General features: G+C 76.6%; 12 protein-coding genes and 1 riboswitch. Of the genes, 5 read left to right on the top strand and 7 right to left on the bottom strand.

The features are described 5' to 3' along the window. Positions 1-53: 53 nt before the first annotated feature. On the bottom strand, positions 54-2606 hold the full coding sequence (locus tag ACRYM2_RS20355) for a malectin domain-containing carbohydrate-binding protein (protein ID WP_432524258.1): 2553 nt from the start codon (positions 2604-2606) through the stop codon (positions 54-56). Between the two features lie 48 nt (positions 2607-2654). Then, a riboswitch (cyclic di-GMP riboswitch) is annotated at positions 2655-2729 on the bottom strand. Between the two features lie 203 nt (positions 2730-2932). On the opposite strand from ACRYM2_RS20355, the gene ACRYM2_RS20350 reads away from it, so the two are divergent. The 3 genes from ACRYM2_RS20350 to ACRYM2_RS20340 all read left to right on the top strand — a co-directional run bounded on the left by ACRYM2_RS20350 (position 2933) and on the right by ACRYM2_RS20340 (position 6609). Continuing rightward, entirely contained in the window at positions 2933-3937 is a 1005-nt protein-coding gene (locus tag ACRYM2_RS20350; RefSeq protein ID WP_432524257.1) for a glycosyltransferase family 2 protein, read from the top strand. Continuing rightward, entirely contained in the window at positions 3930-5405 is a 1476-nt protein-coding gene (locus ACRYM2_RS20345; protein WP_432524256.1) for an oligosaccharide flippase family protein, read from the top strand. Before ACRYM2_RS20350 ends, ACRYM2_RS20345 begins: the two co-directional genes overlap by 8 nt. A gap of 79 nt (positions 5406-5484) precedes the next feature. Then, positions 5485-6609, top strand: a complete 1125-nt coding sequence (locus tag ACRYM2_RS20340) for a glycosyltransferase family 4 protein (protein ID WP_432524255.1) — start codon at positions 5485-5487, stop codon at positions 6607-6609. On the opposite strand, the gene ACRYM2_RS20335 is transcribed toward ACRYM2_RS20340, so the two are convergent. Both ACRYM2_RS20335 and ACRYM2_RS20330 read right to left on the bottom strand, forming a co-directional pair. Next, entirely contained in the window at positions 6606-7946 is a 1341-nt protein-coding gene (locus ACRYM2_RS20335; protein ID WP_432524254.1) for a nucleotide-binding protein, read from the bottom strand. The genes ACRYM2_RS20340 and ACRYM2_RS20335 overlap by 4 nt on opposite strands. Positions 7947-8037: 91 nt before the next feature. Then, positions 8038-9267 carry a putative glycoside hydrolase gene (locus tag ACRYM2_RS20330; RefSeq protein ID WP_432524253.1) on the bottom strand — a complete coding sequence of 410 codons (1230 nt, stop codon included), beginning with the start codon at positions 9265-9267 and terminating at the stop codon, positions 8038-8040. A gap of 153 nt (positions 9268-9420) precedes the next feature. Here ACRYM2_RS20330 and ACRYM2_RS20325 point away from each other — a divergent pair, with 153 nt between their 5' ends. Both ACRYM2_RS20325 and ACRYM2_RS20320 read left to right on the top strand, forming a co-directional pair. After that, positions 9421-10848, top strand: coding sequence for an O-antigen ligase family protein (locus ACRYM2_RS20325; protein ID WP_432524252.1), 1428 nt, complete (start codon positions 9421-9423; stop codon positions 10846-10848). Then, on the top strand, positions 10845-11918 hold the full coding sequence (locus ACRYM2_RS20320; RefSeq protein ID WP_432524251.1) for a glycosyltransferase: 1074 nt from the start codon (positions 10845-10847) through the stop codon (positions 11916-11918). Before ACRYM2_RS20325 ends, ACRYM2_RS20320 begins: the two co-directional genes overlap by 4 nt. A gap of 13 nt (positions 11919-11931) precedes the next feature. Here ACRYM2_RS20320 and ACRYM2_RS20315 read toward each other — a convergent pair whose 3' ends face one another. From ACRYM2_RS20315 to ACRYM2_RS20300, 4 genes are all read right to left on the bottom strand, one after another. After that, positions 11932-13092: an acyltransferase family protein gene (locus tag ACRYM2_RS20315; RefSeq protein WP_432524250.1), complete on the bottom strand. Its 1161-nt coding sequence runs from the start codon at positions 13090-13092 to the stop codon at positions 11932-11934. Positions 13093-13184: 92 nt separating this feature from the next. Beyond that, positions 13185-14198, bottom strand: coding sequence for a glycosyltransferase (locus ACRYM2_RS20310; RefSeq protein WP_432524249.1), 1014 nt, complete (start codon positions 14196-14198; stop codon positions 13185-13187). Beyond that, on the bottom strand, positions 14195-15343 hold the full coding sequence (locus tag ACRYM2_RS20305) for a glycosyltransferase family 4 protein (RefSeq protein WP_432524248.1): 1149 nt from the start codon (positions 15341-15343) through the stop codon (positions 14195-14197). The genes ACRYM2_RS20310 and ACRYM2_RS20305 overlap by 4 nt, the downstream gene beginning before the upstream one ends. Positions 15344-15412: 69 nt before the next feature. Next, positions 15413-16489, bottom strand: coding sequence for a glycosyltransferase family 4 protein (locus tag ACRYM2_RS20300; RefSeq protein ID WP_432524247.1), 1077 nt, complete (start codon positions 16487-16489; stop codon positions 15413-15415). Positions 16490-17006 lie beyond the last annotated feature (517 nt).

The following is a 17006-nucleotide window of genomic DNA, read 5'->3' as shown; positions in this document are numbered from 1 at the left end:
GGCACGGGTGATCCGTGCCGGCCGTCGTCGTGCTGCGGGCCCGTGCGGGAGGGTCAGGAGACCCGGACGGTGCCCAGGGCGTAGCCCCCGTCGGAGGTGCGGCCGGTGTTCGCCAGCTGCATCGGCTGGTAGTAGCGGTCGCGGTCGAGGACGGTGACGGCCACGGTGTAGGTCCCGGCGGCCAGGTCGGCGGGCAGGGTGAAGGTGTCCTTCACCGTCTGCGAGCCGGGCAGGAAGCCGGTGAGCTCCAGGCTGGAACGGCCCTCCCAGACGACCGCGCCGGAGGCGGAGCGCAGCTGGTAGGTGACCTTCCACGGCTCGTAGGCCGGGGCGACACCGGCGTTCCGCCACACCGAGGACAGCGACACGCTGCTGCCGGGACGCAGGGTCCCGGGCAGGCTCAGCGATTCGACCTGGAAGCGGCCGCCGGCCAGCTTGCCGGCGGTGTTCATGGCCTCCTTCTCGGCGGCGCTGTAGTGCTCCGGGCCGACGGGCATGTTGCCGTTGGAGAGCAGGCCCATGTGGTACTCGCGGGTCTGCGCGACGGCGAAGTTCAAGAACCGGCCGTCACCGGGGCGGATGCCGGCGAACTCGCCGACCGCCGGAGCGATCTTCCACTGGTCCTTCATGACCGCCCAGGCGCGGTCGTGGTCGCGCATGTCGGGCATGTTGAGCGCGCCGAAGGAGTCGTTGCGCCAGCCGACGGCCAGCTTGTCCTTGCCGAGCCGCAGGCCCATCGCGTACTCCACGCCGGCCTGCACGTCGTTGTTGCCGTGCAGCATGATCCAGCGCTTGTCGGGCATCGCGTTGACCTGGGCGTCGATGAGCCGCTTCTGCGTCGCGGGCGTCGCGGTGGTCATCCCGCCGCGCGGGTAGCTGAGCGGCCAGGTGTGCCACTCGCCCCAGTTGCCGTAGAAGCCGATGTCCATCATGCCCAGGCGGGGGTCGTCGGCGTAGCGGGCCGCCACGGCCTTCATGAACGCCTCGACGCGCTCGGCGTAGGCGGGGTTGTTCCAGTTCGGCACCCAGTACTGGCGGCCGGCGTCGGTCGCCCAGAACCCGCCCGCCTCGCCCTGCAGGTAGGCGGGCACCGCGGAGGCGGGACCACCGAAGTGCATCGACATGATGCGGAACCCGAACTTGCCGCCGCGCGCCTTGGCGGCGGCCAGCTCCGCGTCGATCCGCGAGAAGTCGTACACGCCGCGGCTGGTCTCGATGTCGGACCAGTTGTAGCGGTCGTACGTGTACTTCGCGGCCTCGGGCTGCTTGAGCCACTCGTGGCCGAGCCACTTGAACAGGCCGCGACCGGGGTTGACGATCTCGGGCGCCGAGAGCGGGATCGTCCCCGGCGTGAAGGTGACCGGCGCAGCGGTGCTGGTGGCGGTGGGCGCGGTGGTGGGCGTGCCGGGGGTGACGGTCGGGATGCCCGTGGGGTTGCCGGTGGGGCGGGGCGTGCCCGGGACGCTGGGGGCGCTGGTGGGTGCCCCGCTCGGCGCGGTGGTGGCGCCGGCGACGACCTCGATGCCGCTGACCTTGGGGTTGTCGACGCGCTTGACGAAGCCGAGGTCGAGCGATCCGTCGGTGAGCGTCACCGGCACGTCCAGGACGTACGGCTTGTTCTTGCCACCGGCGCGGGCGAAGACGTCCACGCCGCTGGCCACGGTCTTGCCCTCGGCGACGACGTCGAAGACGCGCCGGCCGGCGCCGTCGTGCCAGATCTCGGCGGCGTGCACGCGGACGGTGTACGTGCCGTTGGGCAGCGAGAAGCGGTACCCGCTCGCCGAGTGGCGCTCGCTGGCGTGGACCTTCGCGAGAGGGCCGGAGATCGGGGTCGAGGTCGACCAGGTGCCGCCACCGGAGTAGCCGGAGTCGGCGGCCCACACGTCGCCGTTGCCGTCGGTGACCGCGCCACCGCCGGAGTTGACGCGCTTGACGACGGTGCCCCGCGGCTGACCGGTGGTGGGTGCGGTGGTGGGTGCGGTGGTGGGTGCGGTGGTGGGTGCGGTGGTGGGTGCGGTGGTGGGTGCGGTGGTGGGTGCGGTGGTGGGTGCGGTGGTGGGTGCGGTGGTGGCCTTGAGGACCTCGATGCCGCTGACCTTGGCGCTGTCGACGCGGTTGACGAAGCTCAGGTCCAGGGTGCCGTCGGTGACGGTGACGGGAACCTCCAGGACGTACGGCTTGTCCTTGCCGCCTGCGCGGGCGAAGACGTCCACGCCGCTGGCCACGGTCCTGCCCTCGGCGACGACGTCGAAGACGCGGCGGCCGGGGGCGTCGAACCAGATCTCGGCGGCGTGCAGGCGCACCGTGTACTTGGCGTCGGCCACGGCGACGCGGTAGGCGCCCGGGTTGTGGCGCTCGGAGCGGTACAGGGTGCCCAGCGGGCCGGCGATGCTCGCGGGCGTGGAGTAGGTGCCGCCGCCGGCGTAACCGGTGTCCGCGCTCCAGGCGTTGCCGTTGCCGTCGGTGAAGGCGCCACCGCCGGCGTTGATGCGCTTGACCGCGCTGTCCGCGGCGCTGGCCGCGGGGGCGGGGGAGAGCAGGCCTGCGCCGAGGCCGACGACCAGGCCGGCGACGGTCAGATGTCGGGTGAAGGGGGTCTTGGGCATGGAAGGTCCTCCGAAGCGCTCACGCAGGACCTGACGGCGCTGTCCCGCATCGGTAACCCGGCTGGCTCGGTGAGCCCCGTGGATTTGCGTCCCCGTCTCGCGGCGGGTTTGCCTTTTCGTCGTGCTGCCGTCCCCCATGAGTTCGGCCCTGCGGGCGGGGCCCTTGAACGGGCGTTACAGCCTCGGGCCGCACATCACCCGATCGGAGCAGCCGGTGCCGGAGCGTCACGACCTGTGCGGGGAGGGCCACCCGTGCGGCGGTGACCTTGTTATGTTGACGGCCCAGGACGGCCCGACGGGGGTCGGGCGACGGACGGGACTGCCTCGTGACACCTGGCGACGCGACACCTGACGGGCCCACCGCGGTGGCGGGCGGTGAGCGCGCACCCGCGCGCCGCACGGCCGACGTCGCCGTGGTCGTCCCCGCCAAGGACGCCGTCGGCGTCCTCGACGGCGCGCTGGCGAGCTTCGCCGCGCAGACCGTGCGCCCGGCCGAGGTCGTCGTCGTCGACGACGGCTCCAGCGACGGCACCGCCGCTCTCGCCCGCAGCTGGGCGGACCAGCTGCCCGTGCGGGTGGTGCGCCTGCGCACCAGCGTCGGGCCCGGCCGCGCCCGGCGCGCCGGGGTCGACAGCTCCAGCGCGCGCCTGCTGACGTTCCTGGACGCCGACGACGTCGTGCTGCCCACCCACCTCGAGGAGCTCGTCGCCCTGCACGAGCGGCACGGTGGCATCGTCAGCCCGGACGGGCTCTTCTGGTGGCCCGGCAAGGGCATCGACCCCCTCACCTACCGCCACCACCGCCCCGTCCGCGAACCCGCTGCGCAGTGGCACGACGTGCTGACCCACAACTTCCTCACCACCGCCTCCCTGGTCAGCCGCGCCGACCACGACGCCGCCGGCGGCTGGCGGGGCGACTACGACGGCGCCGAGGACTGGGACCTGTGGATCCGCCTGCTGCGCGACGGCGTGCGCGTGACCGCCGGCAGCGCCACCTACCTGTACCGGCAGTCGGTGAGCAGCCTCAGCCGCGAGTCGCGCACCGCCGAGGCTTCGCTGCGCCTGGTCCAGTCGCTGCTGCCGCAGCTGGGCCCCGCCGACCGGGCCGTCGCCGCGCGCAGCCGCCGGCGGTGGCGCGCGCAGGTCGCCACCGGCCGGGCACTGCGCCACGCCCGCGCCGGCCGCTCCCTGGCCGCCCGCACCAGCGCCCTGCCCGCCCTGGCGTCCCCCTCGCGCGGCGGGACCGCGCGCGGGCTGGCGCTGGTGCTGGCCCCGCGGTCGGCGGCCGAGCTCGCCGACCGGCGCGCCGAACGGCTGTGGTCGCGTGGCTGAGGTGGAGGAGCCCACCTCGGCGCCCACCGGCATGGGGCGCCGCACCAGCCGCGGAGCGGTCTGGGTGGCCGCGGCCACCTGGCTGCAGCGCGGGGTGGCCGTCGTGGTCCTGCTGGCCCTGGCCGGGGTCCTGGACCCCCGGGCCCTCGGCACCGCCTCGCTGGCCTCGCTGCTGAGCTTCCTGCTGCTGGCGGTCTCCGAGCTCGGCTTCCTCAACGCGCTGATCTACCAGCGCACCCGCGTGCGCGAGGCGGCCGAGACGACCCTGTTCGTCACCGGTGCCTGCACCCTCGTCCTGGCGGCCGGGCTGTTCCTGCTCGCCGACCCGCTGGCGCGCTTCTTCGGCACTCCCGAGGCCGGGGACGTGCTGCGCGTCTACGCGCTCGTGCTGCCCTTCTCGGCGCTCGCGCAGGTGGCCGAGGCGGAGCTCACCCGGCTGCTCGCCTTCAGCCGCCGCTTCGCGGCCAGCGTGCCCAGCGTGCTCGGCGCCGTCGTGACCGTCGTGCTGGCCGTGCGCGGAGCGGGCGTGTGGTCGATCGTCGTCGGTGACGCCGTCCGCGAGGTGCTGCGCTGCCTCGTGGCCTTCGCGGTGCTGCCGCAGCGCTTCGGGCCGCGCTGGCACCGCGAGGTCGCCCGGGAGATGTGGCGCTACGCGCGCGGCTCGTTCACGGCGACCTGGCTCGACAACGCGCTGCAGAACGTCGACTACCTGCTCGTCGGCAAGCTGCTCGGCCCCGGCGCCCTGGGCCTGTACACCCTGGCCTTCCGGGTGGCCATCCTGCCGTTCGTCGTGGTGACCCAGGTCGTCGTCGGCGTCATGTTCCCCGCGCTGGTGCAGGTCTCCGACGACCGGCGGCGCATGGAGGACGGGTTCCAGGTCAGCTTCCGGCTGGGCGCGGCGGCCGTCGTGCTGCTCGGCGGCGGCGTGAGCGCCCTGGCGCCGTACCTGGCCCTGCTCGGCGAGGACTGGCGCGCCGCCACCACGGCCGCGCAGCTGCTGGGCGTGTACGTCTGCTTCCGCTCGGCCGCCTTCATGGCCACCCCCGTCGTGCAGGCGCTCGGGCGCCCCGGAGCGGTCGCGGTGCTGCGCGGCGCCTGGGTGGTGCTGCTCGTCCTGCTGCTGCTGACGGTCGGCCGCCGCGGGATCACCGAGGTCGCCGCCGTGCAGGTGCTCGTGGCGGCGGTGCTGTTCCTGGCCCACGCCAAGCTGGCCGCGGACCTGGGGGGCGCGTCGCTGCCCCGGCTGCTGCTGGACCTGGCCCGCCCGCTGCTGGCCGCCCTCGTGGCCGCCGGCGCGCTGCTGGCGGTGCGCCGGCTCGGCGGCACCTGGGACGACGACACGTCCGTGGTGGCGTTCCTGGTGGCCGGGGTCCTCTTCACGCTCGTCTACCTCGGCGCGCTGCTCGCCCTGGGGCCCCGGCTCCTGCGCGACGTCCGCCGGGTGGTGGGCACCCTGCGCTCGCGCTGAGCGCCGGGCGCCGCCGCGAGCGGGCGGGCGGGGTGCAGGTCTGCGGTTCAGGCGTACGGGTCGACGAGGAGTGGTGCACGTGGCGGGGCAGCAGCGGGCGGGGCGGCAGCGGGCGGAGGAGCAGTGGGCGGGGCGACCCGTCGACGTGGTGGCCGGGGGGCTCTGGCACGCCCCGGACCTGGCGCGCGGCCTCGCGCGGCTGGGCTGCTCGGTGCGCCTGGTCACCTCCGCCGCCCGGGTGGCCGTGGACGGGGTGCAGGTGCGCACCGTCCCGCTCGTGCGGCTGCCGCTGCGGCTGGTGAGCGGCTTCCGCCGGCCCGACGTGCTCGTGCACGCGGCGTTCGGCGCCGCGGCCGCCACGCAGCTGCGACCCGGCTCGCTCGTCGTGGCCTGGTCCTCCTTCGCCGCCGCCTCGCTGACCGCCCCCGGTCACCGGGTCGTCGTCTGCCGCGGTTCCACCCACGTCGCCCGGCAGCGCGAGGTCCTGCTGGCCGCCGGTGCGCGCGTCGGCGCCCGCCTGCCGGTGCCGGGCCCGGCGATGGTCGCCCTGGAGCGCCACGAGTACGCCCGCGCGGCCGCCGTCACCGTCCCCACCGACGAGATCGCCGCCGACCCGCTGTGGGCGCAGGACGGGGCCCGCCTGGCCGTGGCGCCCTACGGGTTCCCGGACCCGCCGGACCTCCCGTCCGCCGGGCGTCCCCGCGCGCACGGGCGGGTCGTCTTCGCCGGGGAGATCGGCTACCGCAAGGGGGTGGACCGGCTGGCCGCCGCGCTGCCGCGCCCCGTGCCGGGCGTGGCCGAGGAGTGCGTGCTCTTCGGCCACCCCGTGCGCGACTTCCCGGTCTCCGCGCTGCCGCACTGGTGGCGCCTGGCCGGCTACACCGACCGCCTGGGCGAGGAGATCGCCTCGGCCTCGGCGCTGGTGCTGCTCAGCCGGGAGGAGGGGATGGCCCGGGTGGGCCAGGAGGCGCTGGCGGCCGGCACCCCGCTCGTCGTCTCGCCGGAGAGCGGGCTGGGGGGCTGGCTGCGCGACGGGGGCGGTTTCGTCGTCGACCCCGACGACCCGGGCGCCGTCGAGGACGCGCTGCGGCGGATCGCCGCGGACCCCGCGCACCACTCCGCCGCGGCGCGCCGCACGGCGGCGTCCTGGACGTGGACCGACCACGCCCGCGCGGTGCTGGCGGGCTTCGGCGGCCCGGGCTAGGGGCGGGCCAGGTCGTCCGCGCGGACCTCGGCGGCCCGCCCGGCGACGGGCGCAGGGCGGGCCGCCGCCGCGCCGGCACCGCGCACCCCCGTGAGGACCGTCCCGACGACGTCGACGTCGCGGGCGGTGAGGTCCTCGACCACCTCGCGCAGCTGCCGGACGCTCATCGAGCCCGCCTTGACCACGAGCAGGACCGCCGGGGCGGCCGCCGCCAGCATGCGCACGTCGGCCGTCTCGTCGACGGCGGGCGCGTCGACGAGGACGACGTCGGCCAGCTCCAGCAGCCCCGCCACCCGGCGCGGCGCGCTCGGCAGGCCCTCACCGCCGGTGGAGGTCACCGCCAGGTGCGGGTGCACCGTCTGGTGCACCCCGTCCCGGCGCGAGGACGCGGAGCCGACGCGTGCGCTCGGGGGCACCCCCAACGCGTCCAGCTGCGCCGGGCTGCGCCGGTCCGCGTCCACCACGAGCGTCTCGTGCCCGTCGCGGGCCAGCAGCACCGCCAGGTTGGCCACCACCGTGGACGTGCCGTGGCCGCGGGCGGCCCCGGTGACCACCACGAGGTGCTGCGGGCGCTGGCGCAGCGCCAGGAGCAGGTCGGCCAGCAGGGTGCGCAGCTGCTCGTCGAACTGCTCGTGGGCGGGGTCGCCGACCACGACCCGGGGTGCCTGGCCGCGCAGCGCGGGCTGGCGGGCGAGCACGCCCAGCACCGGGCGGCCGGTGGCCAGCTCCGCCTGCCGGCGGGTGTCCACCCGCCCGAAGAGCCGGTCCACGGCGAGGGCCCCGGCGACGCCGACGGCGAGGGCGACGAGCAGGATCGCGGCCGCGGCCAGCGGCCGGTTGGGCGCGACCGGCTCCAGCGGCACCTGCGCGGTGTCGAGGGTGCGGGCCTCCAGCACCTCGTCGGAGGCGACGTCCTCGACGAAGCGCGCGGCGGTGGTCTGCGCCACCCGGGCGGCGAGCGCCGGGTCCGGGTCCTGGGCGGCGATCACGACGATCGCCGACTGCGGCACGGTGCGCACGACGATCGCCTCCTCGACCGCGTCGGGCGTCCAGGGCTGCCCCAGGTCGGCGGCGACGGGCTCGAGCACGACGCCGCTCTCGATGACCTGCGTGTACGTCGGCAGCAGGCTCTCGACGGCCTGCGCGTAGTAGGGCAGGGACGCCGCGGTGCTGCCGGTGGCGTCGGTGCGCGGCAGCAGGGCCACGCTGACGTCGGACTCGTAGAGGTCGTCGCGGGTGACCAGGAAGACCGACCCGGCGATCGCGACGAGCAGCAGCAGCAGCACGGCCACCGCCTTGCGCCGCCAGACGGCGGCCGCGAGCAGCGCGACGTTCACGGGGCCACCCCCTGGTGCGCCCGCGGGCGGGCCACGGGCGGGTGCGACTGCGGGGGACGCATGCTGGTGCCTCTCGGTCGGGGAGGGGGCCTCATGCCGGGCGCAGCACGGCGCCGGTGCCGGACGGCAGGTCCACCGCGGTGACCCGGGCACCCGACAGGTCCACGTGGGGCCGCTGCAGGTCGACCGCCGCTGCCGCGGCGCCGGGGTTGACCAGCACGCGGCCGTGCTCGAAGACGCGGCTGTAGACGCCGTTCGCCATCCGTGAGTACGCGCCTTCCGGACGTCCGAGGTCGTGGTCGGGCAACCACGTCCCCGGAGTGTAGGAGAAGAGGCCCGTCCCGTCGGTGGCCAGCAGGAAACTCGCCAGCGCGAACTGCAGCTGCGCGGTGTCCCCCGGGTCTCCCTTCGCGTTCACCAGCGGCACCAGCCCGGCGGCCTCGGCCTCGTGCAGCTGGTCCACCTGGCGCCGCCAGCCGGAGTCGACGTCGTCCAGCAGCCGCCCGTAGCCGTCGCCGGCGGCGAAGGTCACGAAGTTCTCCTCCACCGGCCCGCTGAGCAGGCCGCCCCAGTCCAGCCACAGCCCCGGCGCCAGCCGGCTGTCGCCGATGTTGGCGTGCACGACGACCCCCTCGCCGTCGCGCAGCGCCGGGCCCACGCGCGCCAGGAAGGAGCGGGTCGCCGCTCGCAGGGCCTGGTCGTCGGGGTAGCGGGCGGGGGGCCTGCCGGGGGTGTAGAGGTCGGCGCGGCTGAGGGCGTTGTCGATCATGACCCCGTCCCAGCCGCCGGCCGCGACCTCGCGGGAGACGTTGCGCAGCCAGGTGCTCTGGTAGTCCTCGTCGCCGACGTCCACGTGCCAGTGCCCCGGGTGGTCGTCCCACTCCAGCCGGGCGCCGGCGGCGTCGAGCAGGAACCACCCGGGGTCGATGGCCTCCGCCTCGGCGAAGCCGACCCCCGTGGGCAGCAGCGCCGCGTCGCGGCCGTCGTCGAGCGCCCCCGGGTAGCTGCGCACCGAGGACATGTCCTTGTAGACGAGGACGGAGGTGGCCGGGCTGGCGCGCTTGACGGCGCGCAGCCGGGGCAGCTCCCAGGCGTTGAGCACGACCAGGCGGCGCAGCTCCGGGGCGAGCGCCCCGTCGTCCTCCGGGTGGGAGTTCAGGTCCACCGCCCACGACGGGACGAGGCCCTCGAAGCGGGGCGGGGCGGGGGAGGGGGGTGCCTCGCGCCGGTCGCCCGTGCAGGCCGCGCCCAGCGCGAGCCACGCGCCCAGCGCGGCGCCGGTGAGGAACCCGCGGCGTGCCGGTGGGGAGCTGGCGGTCATCGTCCCTCGCGAGTCGGTGGCCTCGTGCGCCCCGGGCCGGTGCCGTCCGGGGGTGGTGGGGGTCGTGCGGCGCGGACGGCGCCGACCTCGCCGCGCCGATTGTAGACTCGCTGGGCCCGGCCGCCCGTCCCGCGTCGCGTCACCAGGAGCTCCATGTCCACGTCGGTGGAGAACGCGGTCCGCCGCCCGGAGGGTCGACCGGTCCGCCACCGGCGCACCGCGCTGCCGCTCGTCTCCCTCGTCGCGGCCGCGGGGCTGCTGGGCGTCGCGCTCGCCGCCGCGTGCGCGCTGGCCCCGGCCGCCGGTGTCGTCCTGCTCGTGGGGCTGCCGGTGGCCTGGTGGCTGGTGGTCCGCCTGCAGGTCGCGGTCGCGGTGCTGGCCGCCTCCTTCTTCTTCGACGGCTACCTGGCGACCTCGACGAGCCTGCTGAGCCCCTCCAAGCTCGTCGGCGCGCTGGCGTGCGCCAGCTTCGGCTACCACGTGCTCGTGCGCCGGCGGCCGGTCGTGCTGCCGCCGCTGACCGTGGCGGTCGCCGCGCTGGCGGTGTGGCTGCCGCTGAGCATGGCCTTCGCGCACGACCAGGAGGTGGGCCGCCAGGTCGCGCTGCGCTACCTGATGCTCTTCGTGCTGTGCTTCCTCGTCCTGCAGGCCGTGGCGGGCGACCGGCGCACCGTGGACCTGATGGTGGACGTCATGACGGCCGCGGCGGCGCTGTCCGCGGCGCTGGGCCTGTACGAGTTCCTGCTGGCCGGGGCCGAGCGCGCCAAGGGGCCGGTGGAGGACCCCAACGACTTCGCCTTCCTGCTGGCGATGGTGGTGCCGGTGATCGTCTACCGGATCCGCTGGAACGGCGGGCGCCTGGGGGCGGTGCTGCGGGTGCTCGCCCTGGCGGTGGTCTTCGCGTGCATCCTGGCGACGTTCTCGCGCGGCGGGCTGGTGGCCCTCGCGGCCGCCGGCGCCTTCGCCGTCCTCACCCGGCGGCTGGCGCTGCGCTGGGCGCTGCTGGCCCTCGCGCTCATGGTCCTCGTGGGGCTCGCGGCCTTCCTGACCAGCCCCGAGACGGTCACCGAGGCCCTGGACCGCAAGCAGCACGTCGCCTCCTCCAACATCGACACCCGGTACACGACGTGGGCGCTGGCCGTGGAGCAGTTCGCCTCCTCGCCGGTCCTCGGCGTCGGCCCCGGCAACTTCGAGAGCCGCTACTGGGAGTTCGCCCTGCCCTACGACCTCAGCGGCCCGCCGCCGCCGCCGCACAACGCCTACCTGCACGTGCTCGCCGAGCTCGGCGCGCCGGGGCTGGCGATGTTCCTGCTGTACCTGCTGCTCGGCTGGCTGGCCCTCACGCGGCGCTCCGGCGACCCCCGCACGCAGGCGCTGCTGTCGGGCCTGGCGGCCGGCTTCGTCGTGGCCGGGGTGGGCGCGGTCTTCCTCAGCGAGCAGTACTACGCACCGTTCTGGGTCCTGCCCGCCCTCGGCGCCACGCTGGCCGTCCGGGAGCACCCGCCCGGCGGCGCCGCGCCGGCGCGGGCGGTGCCGCGGCGAGCCGCCCCGGTGGTCGCGGTCGGCGGGGGCCCGCGGTGAGGGTCCTGCAGGTCATCGCCTCCCTCGAGCCCGGCGGCGCCGAGCGCATGGTCGTGCAGCTGGCCGCCGACGCCCGCGAGCACGGTCACGAGGTCGCCGTCGCCTCCGCCGGCGGCGCCTGGGTGCCGCGCCTGGGCTGCGTGCCGCACCACGCCGTGCCGCTGATCGCCCGCTCGCGCACGGGGCTGCTGCGGACGGCGGCCGCGCTGCACGCCCTCGTGCGCGAGCTGCGCCCCGACGTGGTGCACAGCCACAACGTCGGGGTCACCGTGGCCGCGCAGCTGGCGCTGGCCGCGGCCCGCTCGCCGGCGCCGCTGGTGACCACCGTGCACGGCCTGGCGCACGAGGACTACCCCTCCGCCGCGCGGCTGCTGCGGCTGACCCGCGCGCTCGTGGTCTCCTGCGCACCGGCCGTCGACCGGGCGCTGGGCGCGGCCGGCCTGCCGCCGGCGCGGCGCACGGTCGTGGTCAACGGGGCCGCGCTGCAGGAGGCGTCCGCCCAGCGGGTCGCGGCCGTCCGCGAGGTCCACTGCCTGCGCGGCCGGGTGGTCGTCGGGCTGGGGCGCCTGGTGGAGCAGAAGGCGTGGGGCACCCTGGTGGAGGCGGCCCGCTCCCTCGACGAGGACGTCGACGTCGTCGTCGCAGGCCAGGGGCCGCTGCTGGAGCCGCTGCGGCGGCAGGCGGACGCGGCCGGCGGCCGGGTGCGCTTCATCGGCGCGGTCGACGACGTCGCGGCCCTGCTGGCGACGGCCAGCTGCCTGGTGTCCACCTCCTCGTGGGAGGGGCTGCCGCTGTCGCTGCTGGAGGCCCTGTCGCTGGGGGTGCCCGCCGTGGCGACCTCGGTGGACGGCGTCGTGGACGTCGTGCTGGAGGACACGGCCCTGCTCGTGCCGCCGGGCGAACCGGCCGCGGTGGCCGGTGCGCTGCGGCGCGTCCTCGACGAGCCGGGCACGGCGCAGGCGCTGTCGAGCGCGGCGCTGCGCGCCCGCGACGGGTGGGCGCCGCAGCGGATGCTGGACGCCTACCGGGACCTGTACGCCCGGGTGCTGCGGGAGCCCCGCCGGCGCTGAGGGGTCCACCGCCTCAGGGCAGGCCCTGCTCCGCGGGGTCCGGGGCCCGGCGCGGGACGGGGGACGTCAGCCGGCGGCCCAGGCGGATGGAGGGCTGCTCCACGAACCGGTGCACGAGCCGGGCCAGCACGAGGATGCCGCCGATCTCCAGGACGAGCGCGAGGGGACCCTCCAGGCCCAGCCGGTCGTGCAGCAGGGCGCCCACCGCGGGGTGCAGCACGTAGAGCGCGTAGCTGATCGCGCCGAGCCGCAGGAGCGCGCCGGGGACCGAGCGGCGGCCGAGGACGGCGCAGCCGGCGAACAGGAGCAGCCCACCCGCGTAGGAGGCGCTCAGCGCCAGCGGGGACCACGGCTCGCCGCCGTCCAGCCCCGTCCCGACGAGCGCCCCCGCGGGGACCACGACCAGGGAGGCGGCGAGCAGCGGCTTCCAGGAGCCGTCCCCGGCGCTGACGCGCAGGTGCAGCGCGTGCCCCAGCGCGGCGCAGAACAGCATGAGCGCGAACGTGCCCGGCAGGTCCACGCCGCGCACGCGCTCGACGACGGCCGCCGCGAGGTAGCCGCCCAGCCACACCCACCCCAGCTGCGTCGAGCGATCCAGCCGGCCCAGCCGCTTGGCCGTGGCGGACTGCGCGTAGTAGACGAGCTCCAGGCTCAGGGTCCACGCCGGGCCCAGCAGCAGCGGGGCCGCGACGAGCGTCTGCACCATGAGGGCGTTGGCCAGCACCTCGTGCGCCGCGAGCCCGCGCGCGACGTCGACGCCGAGGACCACCAGCGCCGCCAGGGCGAGCCAGTAGGTGGGGTAGAGGCGGAAGAAGCGGCGGACGGCGAAGGTGCGCACGCTCTGGCGCGCCAGGCTCAGCGGGATGACGTAGCCGCTGACGAGGAAGAAGGCGACGACGCCCGCCCGGCCGATGCTGAAGTTCTGCAGCGTCCAGGCCAGGTAGGCGTCGGAGCGGCCGATGAGGACGTGCTCGGCGATGACCAGCGCGGCCGCGATGCCGCGGACGGCCTCCAGGAAGGCGATGCGGTCGTGCGCGGGGGCGCCCGGCGCGCGGTGGACCAGGACGGGTCCCTCGAGGGGCGGGCGGCTGCGCGGAGGCGCGCCGGGTGTCGCGGAGGCCGCCGCGGGGGCAGGGAGGTGGCGTGGAGCTCGACGGGGCGGGTCCGCGGTCACGCCGAAAGCTAACCCTACGTGAGGGTTGAGTGTCCACCGCGGCGCGGCACGCACCGCCGATGACAGCGGGTCAGCGCTTGATCACCGTCGGGTCACCGCCGGTCCGCGCTGACGGCGTCCACCTCGGCGACGAAGCGCTGCAGGGAGAAGCGGCCGTGCGCCGCCCGCAGGGCCGCCCGGCCCATCTGCGCCGCCGTCGCCGGGTCGGTCAGCTGCCGCATCCCCTCCCGCAGGGCGTCGGGGTCGCGCGCCGGCACGAGCACCGCGGTGGACTCGTCGAGGTAGTCCTCGATCCCCAGGGCCCGGGTGGCCACGACGGGACGGCCCACGGCGAGCGCGGCGAGCATGGCGTTGTGCCCGATGGAGCGGTCCGTGCGCGCCAGCGGCAGCACGAGCCCCGCCGCGCCCTCGAGCAGCTCGAAGAACGCCTCGCCCTGCACCTGGGGGGCCAGGCGCAGCGGGCCGGGGTCGGGCAGCGACCGGGGCCCGGTCACGACCACGTCCATGTCCAGCCCCCGGGCCGCTGCGGCGAGCGTGACCCAGTCCCGGGCGTCGCGCCCGGCGGCCAGCAGGTACTCGCCCGGTGGGCGGGGCACCTCCCGGCGCGGGCGCACCCCGAAGGGCACGAAGGAGACGCGTTCGCGCCGCAGGCCCAGGCCGACCACCGCGTCCACGCCCGCGCGGCTGCTGACGACCACGTGCTCGGCGCGCTGCAGCCCGCGCAGCTGCAGGCGCTGCTGCCAGCTGCTGCCGCCGGTGGTCAGGATCGGGCTGATGACGGTCAAGCCGGGCGGGCGGCGGCGGGCCCGGCTCAGCAGCCCGGTCAGCGCGCCGACGATGGGCTGCCAGGCGACCAGCCGGTCCGCCGGGGCGGTCGCCTGCGCCCACGCGGCCAGGGCGGCGTACGTCGGCCAGCTGCGCAGCCGGTGCCCGCGGGTGCCCACGCTCGGGCCCATCGGGGTGGTCCGGGTGACCGTGGTGGAGATGCCCGCGGCCTGCCAGGCCCAGCGGAAGTCGGCGTCCTCGCCGTCCATCCAGTCCACCAGCCAGTGCGCCGAGGCGGGGGAGGGGACGCCCACGGCGCTGGTGCGGAACAGCGGGCTCACCGGGCTGCCGCCGCGCCGGTGCGCGGGGTGCTCCGCCGGGTGGTGGACAGCACCTGCGCGTACAGGTCCGCGTGCTCGCGGGCGCAGCGCTCGATCGAGAAGGCCTCGCGGGCGCGGGCCGCCGCGCTGGCGCCCAGGGCCCTGGCCAGCCCCGGCACCTCCACCAGCCGGCGCAGGGCGTCGGTCAGGCCGTCGACGTCGCCGGGGCGCACGAGCAACCCGGTGCCGGGCGGCATCGCCTCGGCCGTGCTGCCGGCGTCGCTGGCCACGCAGGCCAGCCCGGCACCCATGGCCTCCAGCAGCGCCAGCGGCAGGGTCTCCGACAGCGAGGGCAGCGCGAAGACGTCCGCGCGGGCCAGGAACGCGGGCACGTCGGTCCGGTAGCCGGTGAAGGTGACGCGCCCGCTCAGCCCGGCCCGCTCGACGCGCTCGCGCAGCTGCGGCCGCTGGTCGCCCTCGGAGCCGCCCACGAGCAGCAGGGACAGGTCCTCGTGGTCGCGGGCCAGGCGGGTGAAGGCCTCCACGAGGGCGCCCGCCGCCTTGCGCGGGGAGAAGGAGCCGGTGGTCACCAGCACCCGGGGACGTTCCGGCGGCGTGCGCACGGGGTGCATGGGCACGCCGTTGAGGATGGTGCGCACGCGGGCGGCGGGCACGCCGAGGCGGGTGCGCAGGAAGCGCCGCATGGCGTCGGCGGGGGTGACGGTGACCGCGCAGCGGCGGGCCACCGCGGCGTCCGCGGCCAGCACCGCGGCCTCGCGCGGGGGCACCCGCAGCAGCGTCCCGATCCCGGGGCGGGCGTAGGCGTCCGTGGCCGCATCCGGCAGCCCGTGGTAGGTGGCGACCACCGGGGTGCCGGGCCGCCCGGCCAGCAGGGTCACCGCCAGGGCGGAGCGCCGGTCCTGGGCGTGCACGAGGTCGGGGTCGAACCGGTCCAGGGCGGCCCGCAGGGCGCGTGCGCCCTCCCGGTCGCCCTTGCTGCCGACCTCGACCTCCGTCAGCAGGTGGTCGACGTCGCCGGCGCTGGTCACCGGGCGGGGCCCGAAGACGCGCACGGTGACGCCGAGGTCGTTCAGGGCCAGCGCCAGCGCGACGGTGAGGTCGGCGGGCCCGGCACGGTCCTGGGTCAGGACGAGGGCGATGCGCACGTGGTGGTTCTCCTGGTCGGCGGGCGGTGTCCGGCCCGCGGGGCGGTGGAGCGCGGGGCGCGGCCGGGGTCAGCCCGGCAGCAGCACCTCGCCGGGGGAGACGCGCTGGTACAGCGCGAGCAGCGCCGTCCGCTGCGCACCGGAGTGGTGGTGCGCGGCGAGCTGACGGCTCTCGGCGGTCAGCCGCTCGCGCACCCCCGGCTCGTGGGCGAGGCGTGCCAGCAGCGCGGCGGTGCCCTCCGGGTCGGCCGCCAGCGCGGACAGCCCGAGGTGCTCCAGCGGGCCGATGCGCCGTCCCACGATCGGCAGGCCCAGCGAGGCCGCTTCGAACACCGACATGGGTGAACCCTCCCAGGCGGCCGTGTGCAGGTAGGCGTCGGCCTCGGCGAGCAGCTGCAGGGCCCGCGCGCGCGGCACCCAGCCGGTGACGTGGACGCCGGCCTCGCGCAGCTGCCGCTCCTGCTCCGGGTCCCCGCCGCCGACCCAGGTCCAGGAGCTGTCGGGGACCGCGCGCCGCGCGCGCCGCACCACGTCGGCGAAGAAGCCGGGGTCCTTCTGCGCCGACATGCGCCCGACGGTGACCACGCGCAGCCCGCCCGCCGGCCCGGGCGCCCGGACCGGCAGGTGCGGTGCGACCTGCGGGATGACGTGGACGTCGGCACGGCCGGGCAGCCGCTGCGCCAGCCGGGCCTCGTGCGGCCCGACGGCCGCGACCCAGCGCCCGGACAGCCCCAGCAGCGCCTCCACCGCCCAGTACAGGGCGCGTTCGCCGCCGCCGACGTCGCTGCGCTCGAAGGCGAAGCAGTGCGGGGTGTAGACGGTCGAGCGGCGCCGGTGCCACACGCCCACCCGCACGAGGGCGCCTGCGATCGACGAGTGCGCGTGGATGATGTCGGGCGCCAGGGCCCGGACCTGCCGGCGCGTCTCCTGCAGCTGCGCCAGGTGCCCCGCGGGCAGCGGCAGCGTGCGGGAGACCAGCTGGTCGAGCGCGTCGTGGGTCTGCGCCCCGGGCCGGCGCCAGGCGAGCAGCACGTGCTCCAGCTCCGGGGTGCTGCGCACGTAGTCCTCGACGACGGTGGCCACCCCGCCGCCCAGGGCCTCGGCCACGTGCAGGACGCGCAGCGGCCTGCCTCCCGGCGCGGTCACGGTGGCGGTCGAGGCGGGGCGCCCCGGCACGGGCGGCGTCCGCCGGGCCGGCCGGTCCGCGGCCCGCCGTCCTGCGGGTGCCGCGAGCGGTGCGGGCGCCCCGGGTGCCCGCAGGGCGGTGACCGCCGGTGCCGAGGTGTTGCCGGGAACGGTCACGGGCCCCCCTGGTGCGTGTGCTCGATCGGTCGGGGGTCGAGTGCTCGCGGCGGCGCCGTCGCCGCTGACCGCCGATCGCGCGTCCGGCGGTCGTCGGCAGCGGTGCCGGTGGCCGCGCGACTCCCCCCGTCGCCCGCCCACCCCGCGAGCTCGCCGCGGGCCGCCGGGCGGCCGTGCGGTGCTCCCGCGGTGTCACCCGTTCGCCTTCGCTCCGATCACTCGGTGCACAGACAATATGACGGAAAGGTCCCGAACTCGTCTACAAGGGTGAAGGAGTGTCGTCAGTTGTGAGCGTCCCGTGATCCTCTGCGACCTCCCGGAACGCACGAGACCGCAGGCCCCCGCCGACGGTGTCGGCGGG

This window comes from Kineococcus aridisoli (genome assembly GCF_050871885.1).
GTDB lineage: Bacteria > Actinomycetota > Actinomycetes > Actinomycetales > Kineococcaceae > Kineococcus.
Note: the sequence above shows the minus strand (reverse complement) of the source record. Positions and strands in the feature narration are given on the sequence as shown.

What these genes read in the sequence shown, in the direction of transcription:
- ACRYM2_RS20355 (WP_432524258.1), bottom strand. Translation starts at nt 2,606, where the DNA reads ATGCCCAAGACCCCCTTCACCCGACATCTGACCGTCGCCGGCCTGGTC.
- ACRYM2_RS20330 (WP_432524253.1), bottom strand. Translation starts at nt 9,267, where the DNA reads ATGACCGCCAGCTCCCCACCGGCACGCCGCGGGTTCCTCACCGGCGCC.
- ACRYM2_RS20325 (WP_432524252.1), top strand. Translation starts at nt 9,421, where the DNA reads ATGTCCACGTCGGTGGAGAACGCGGTCCGCCGCCCGGAGGGTCGACCG.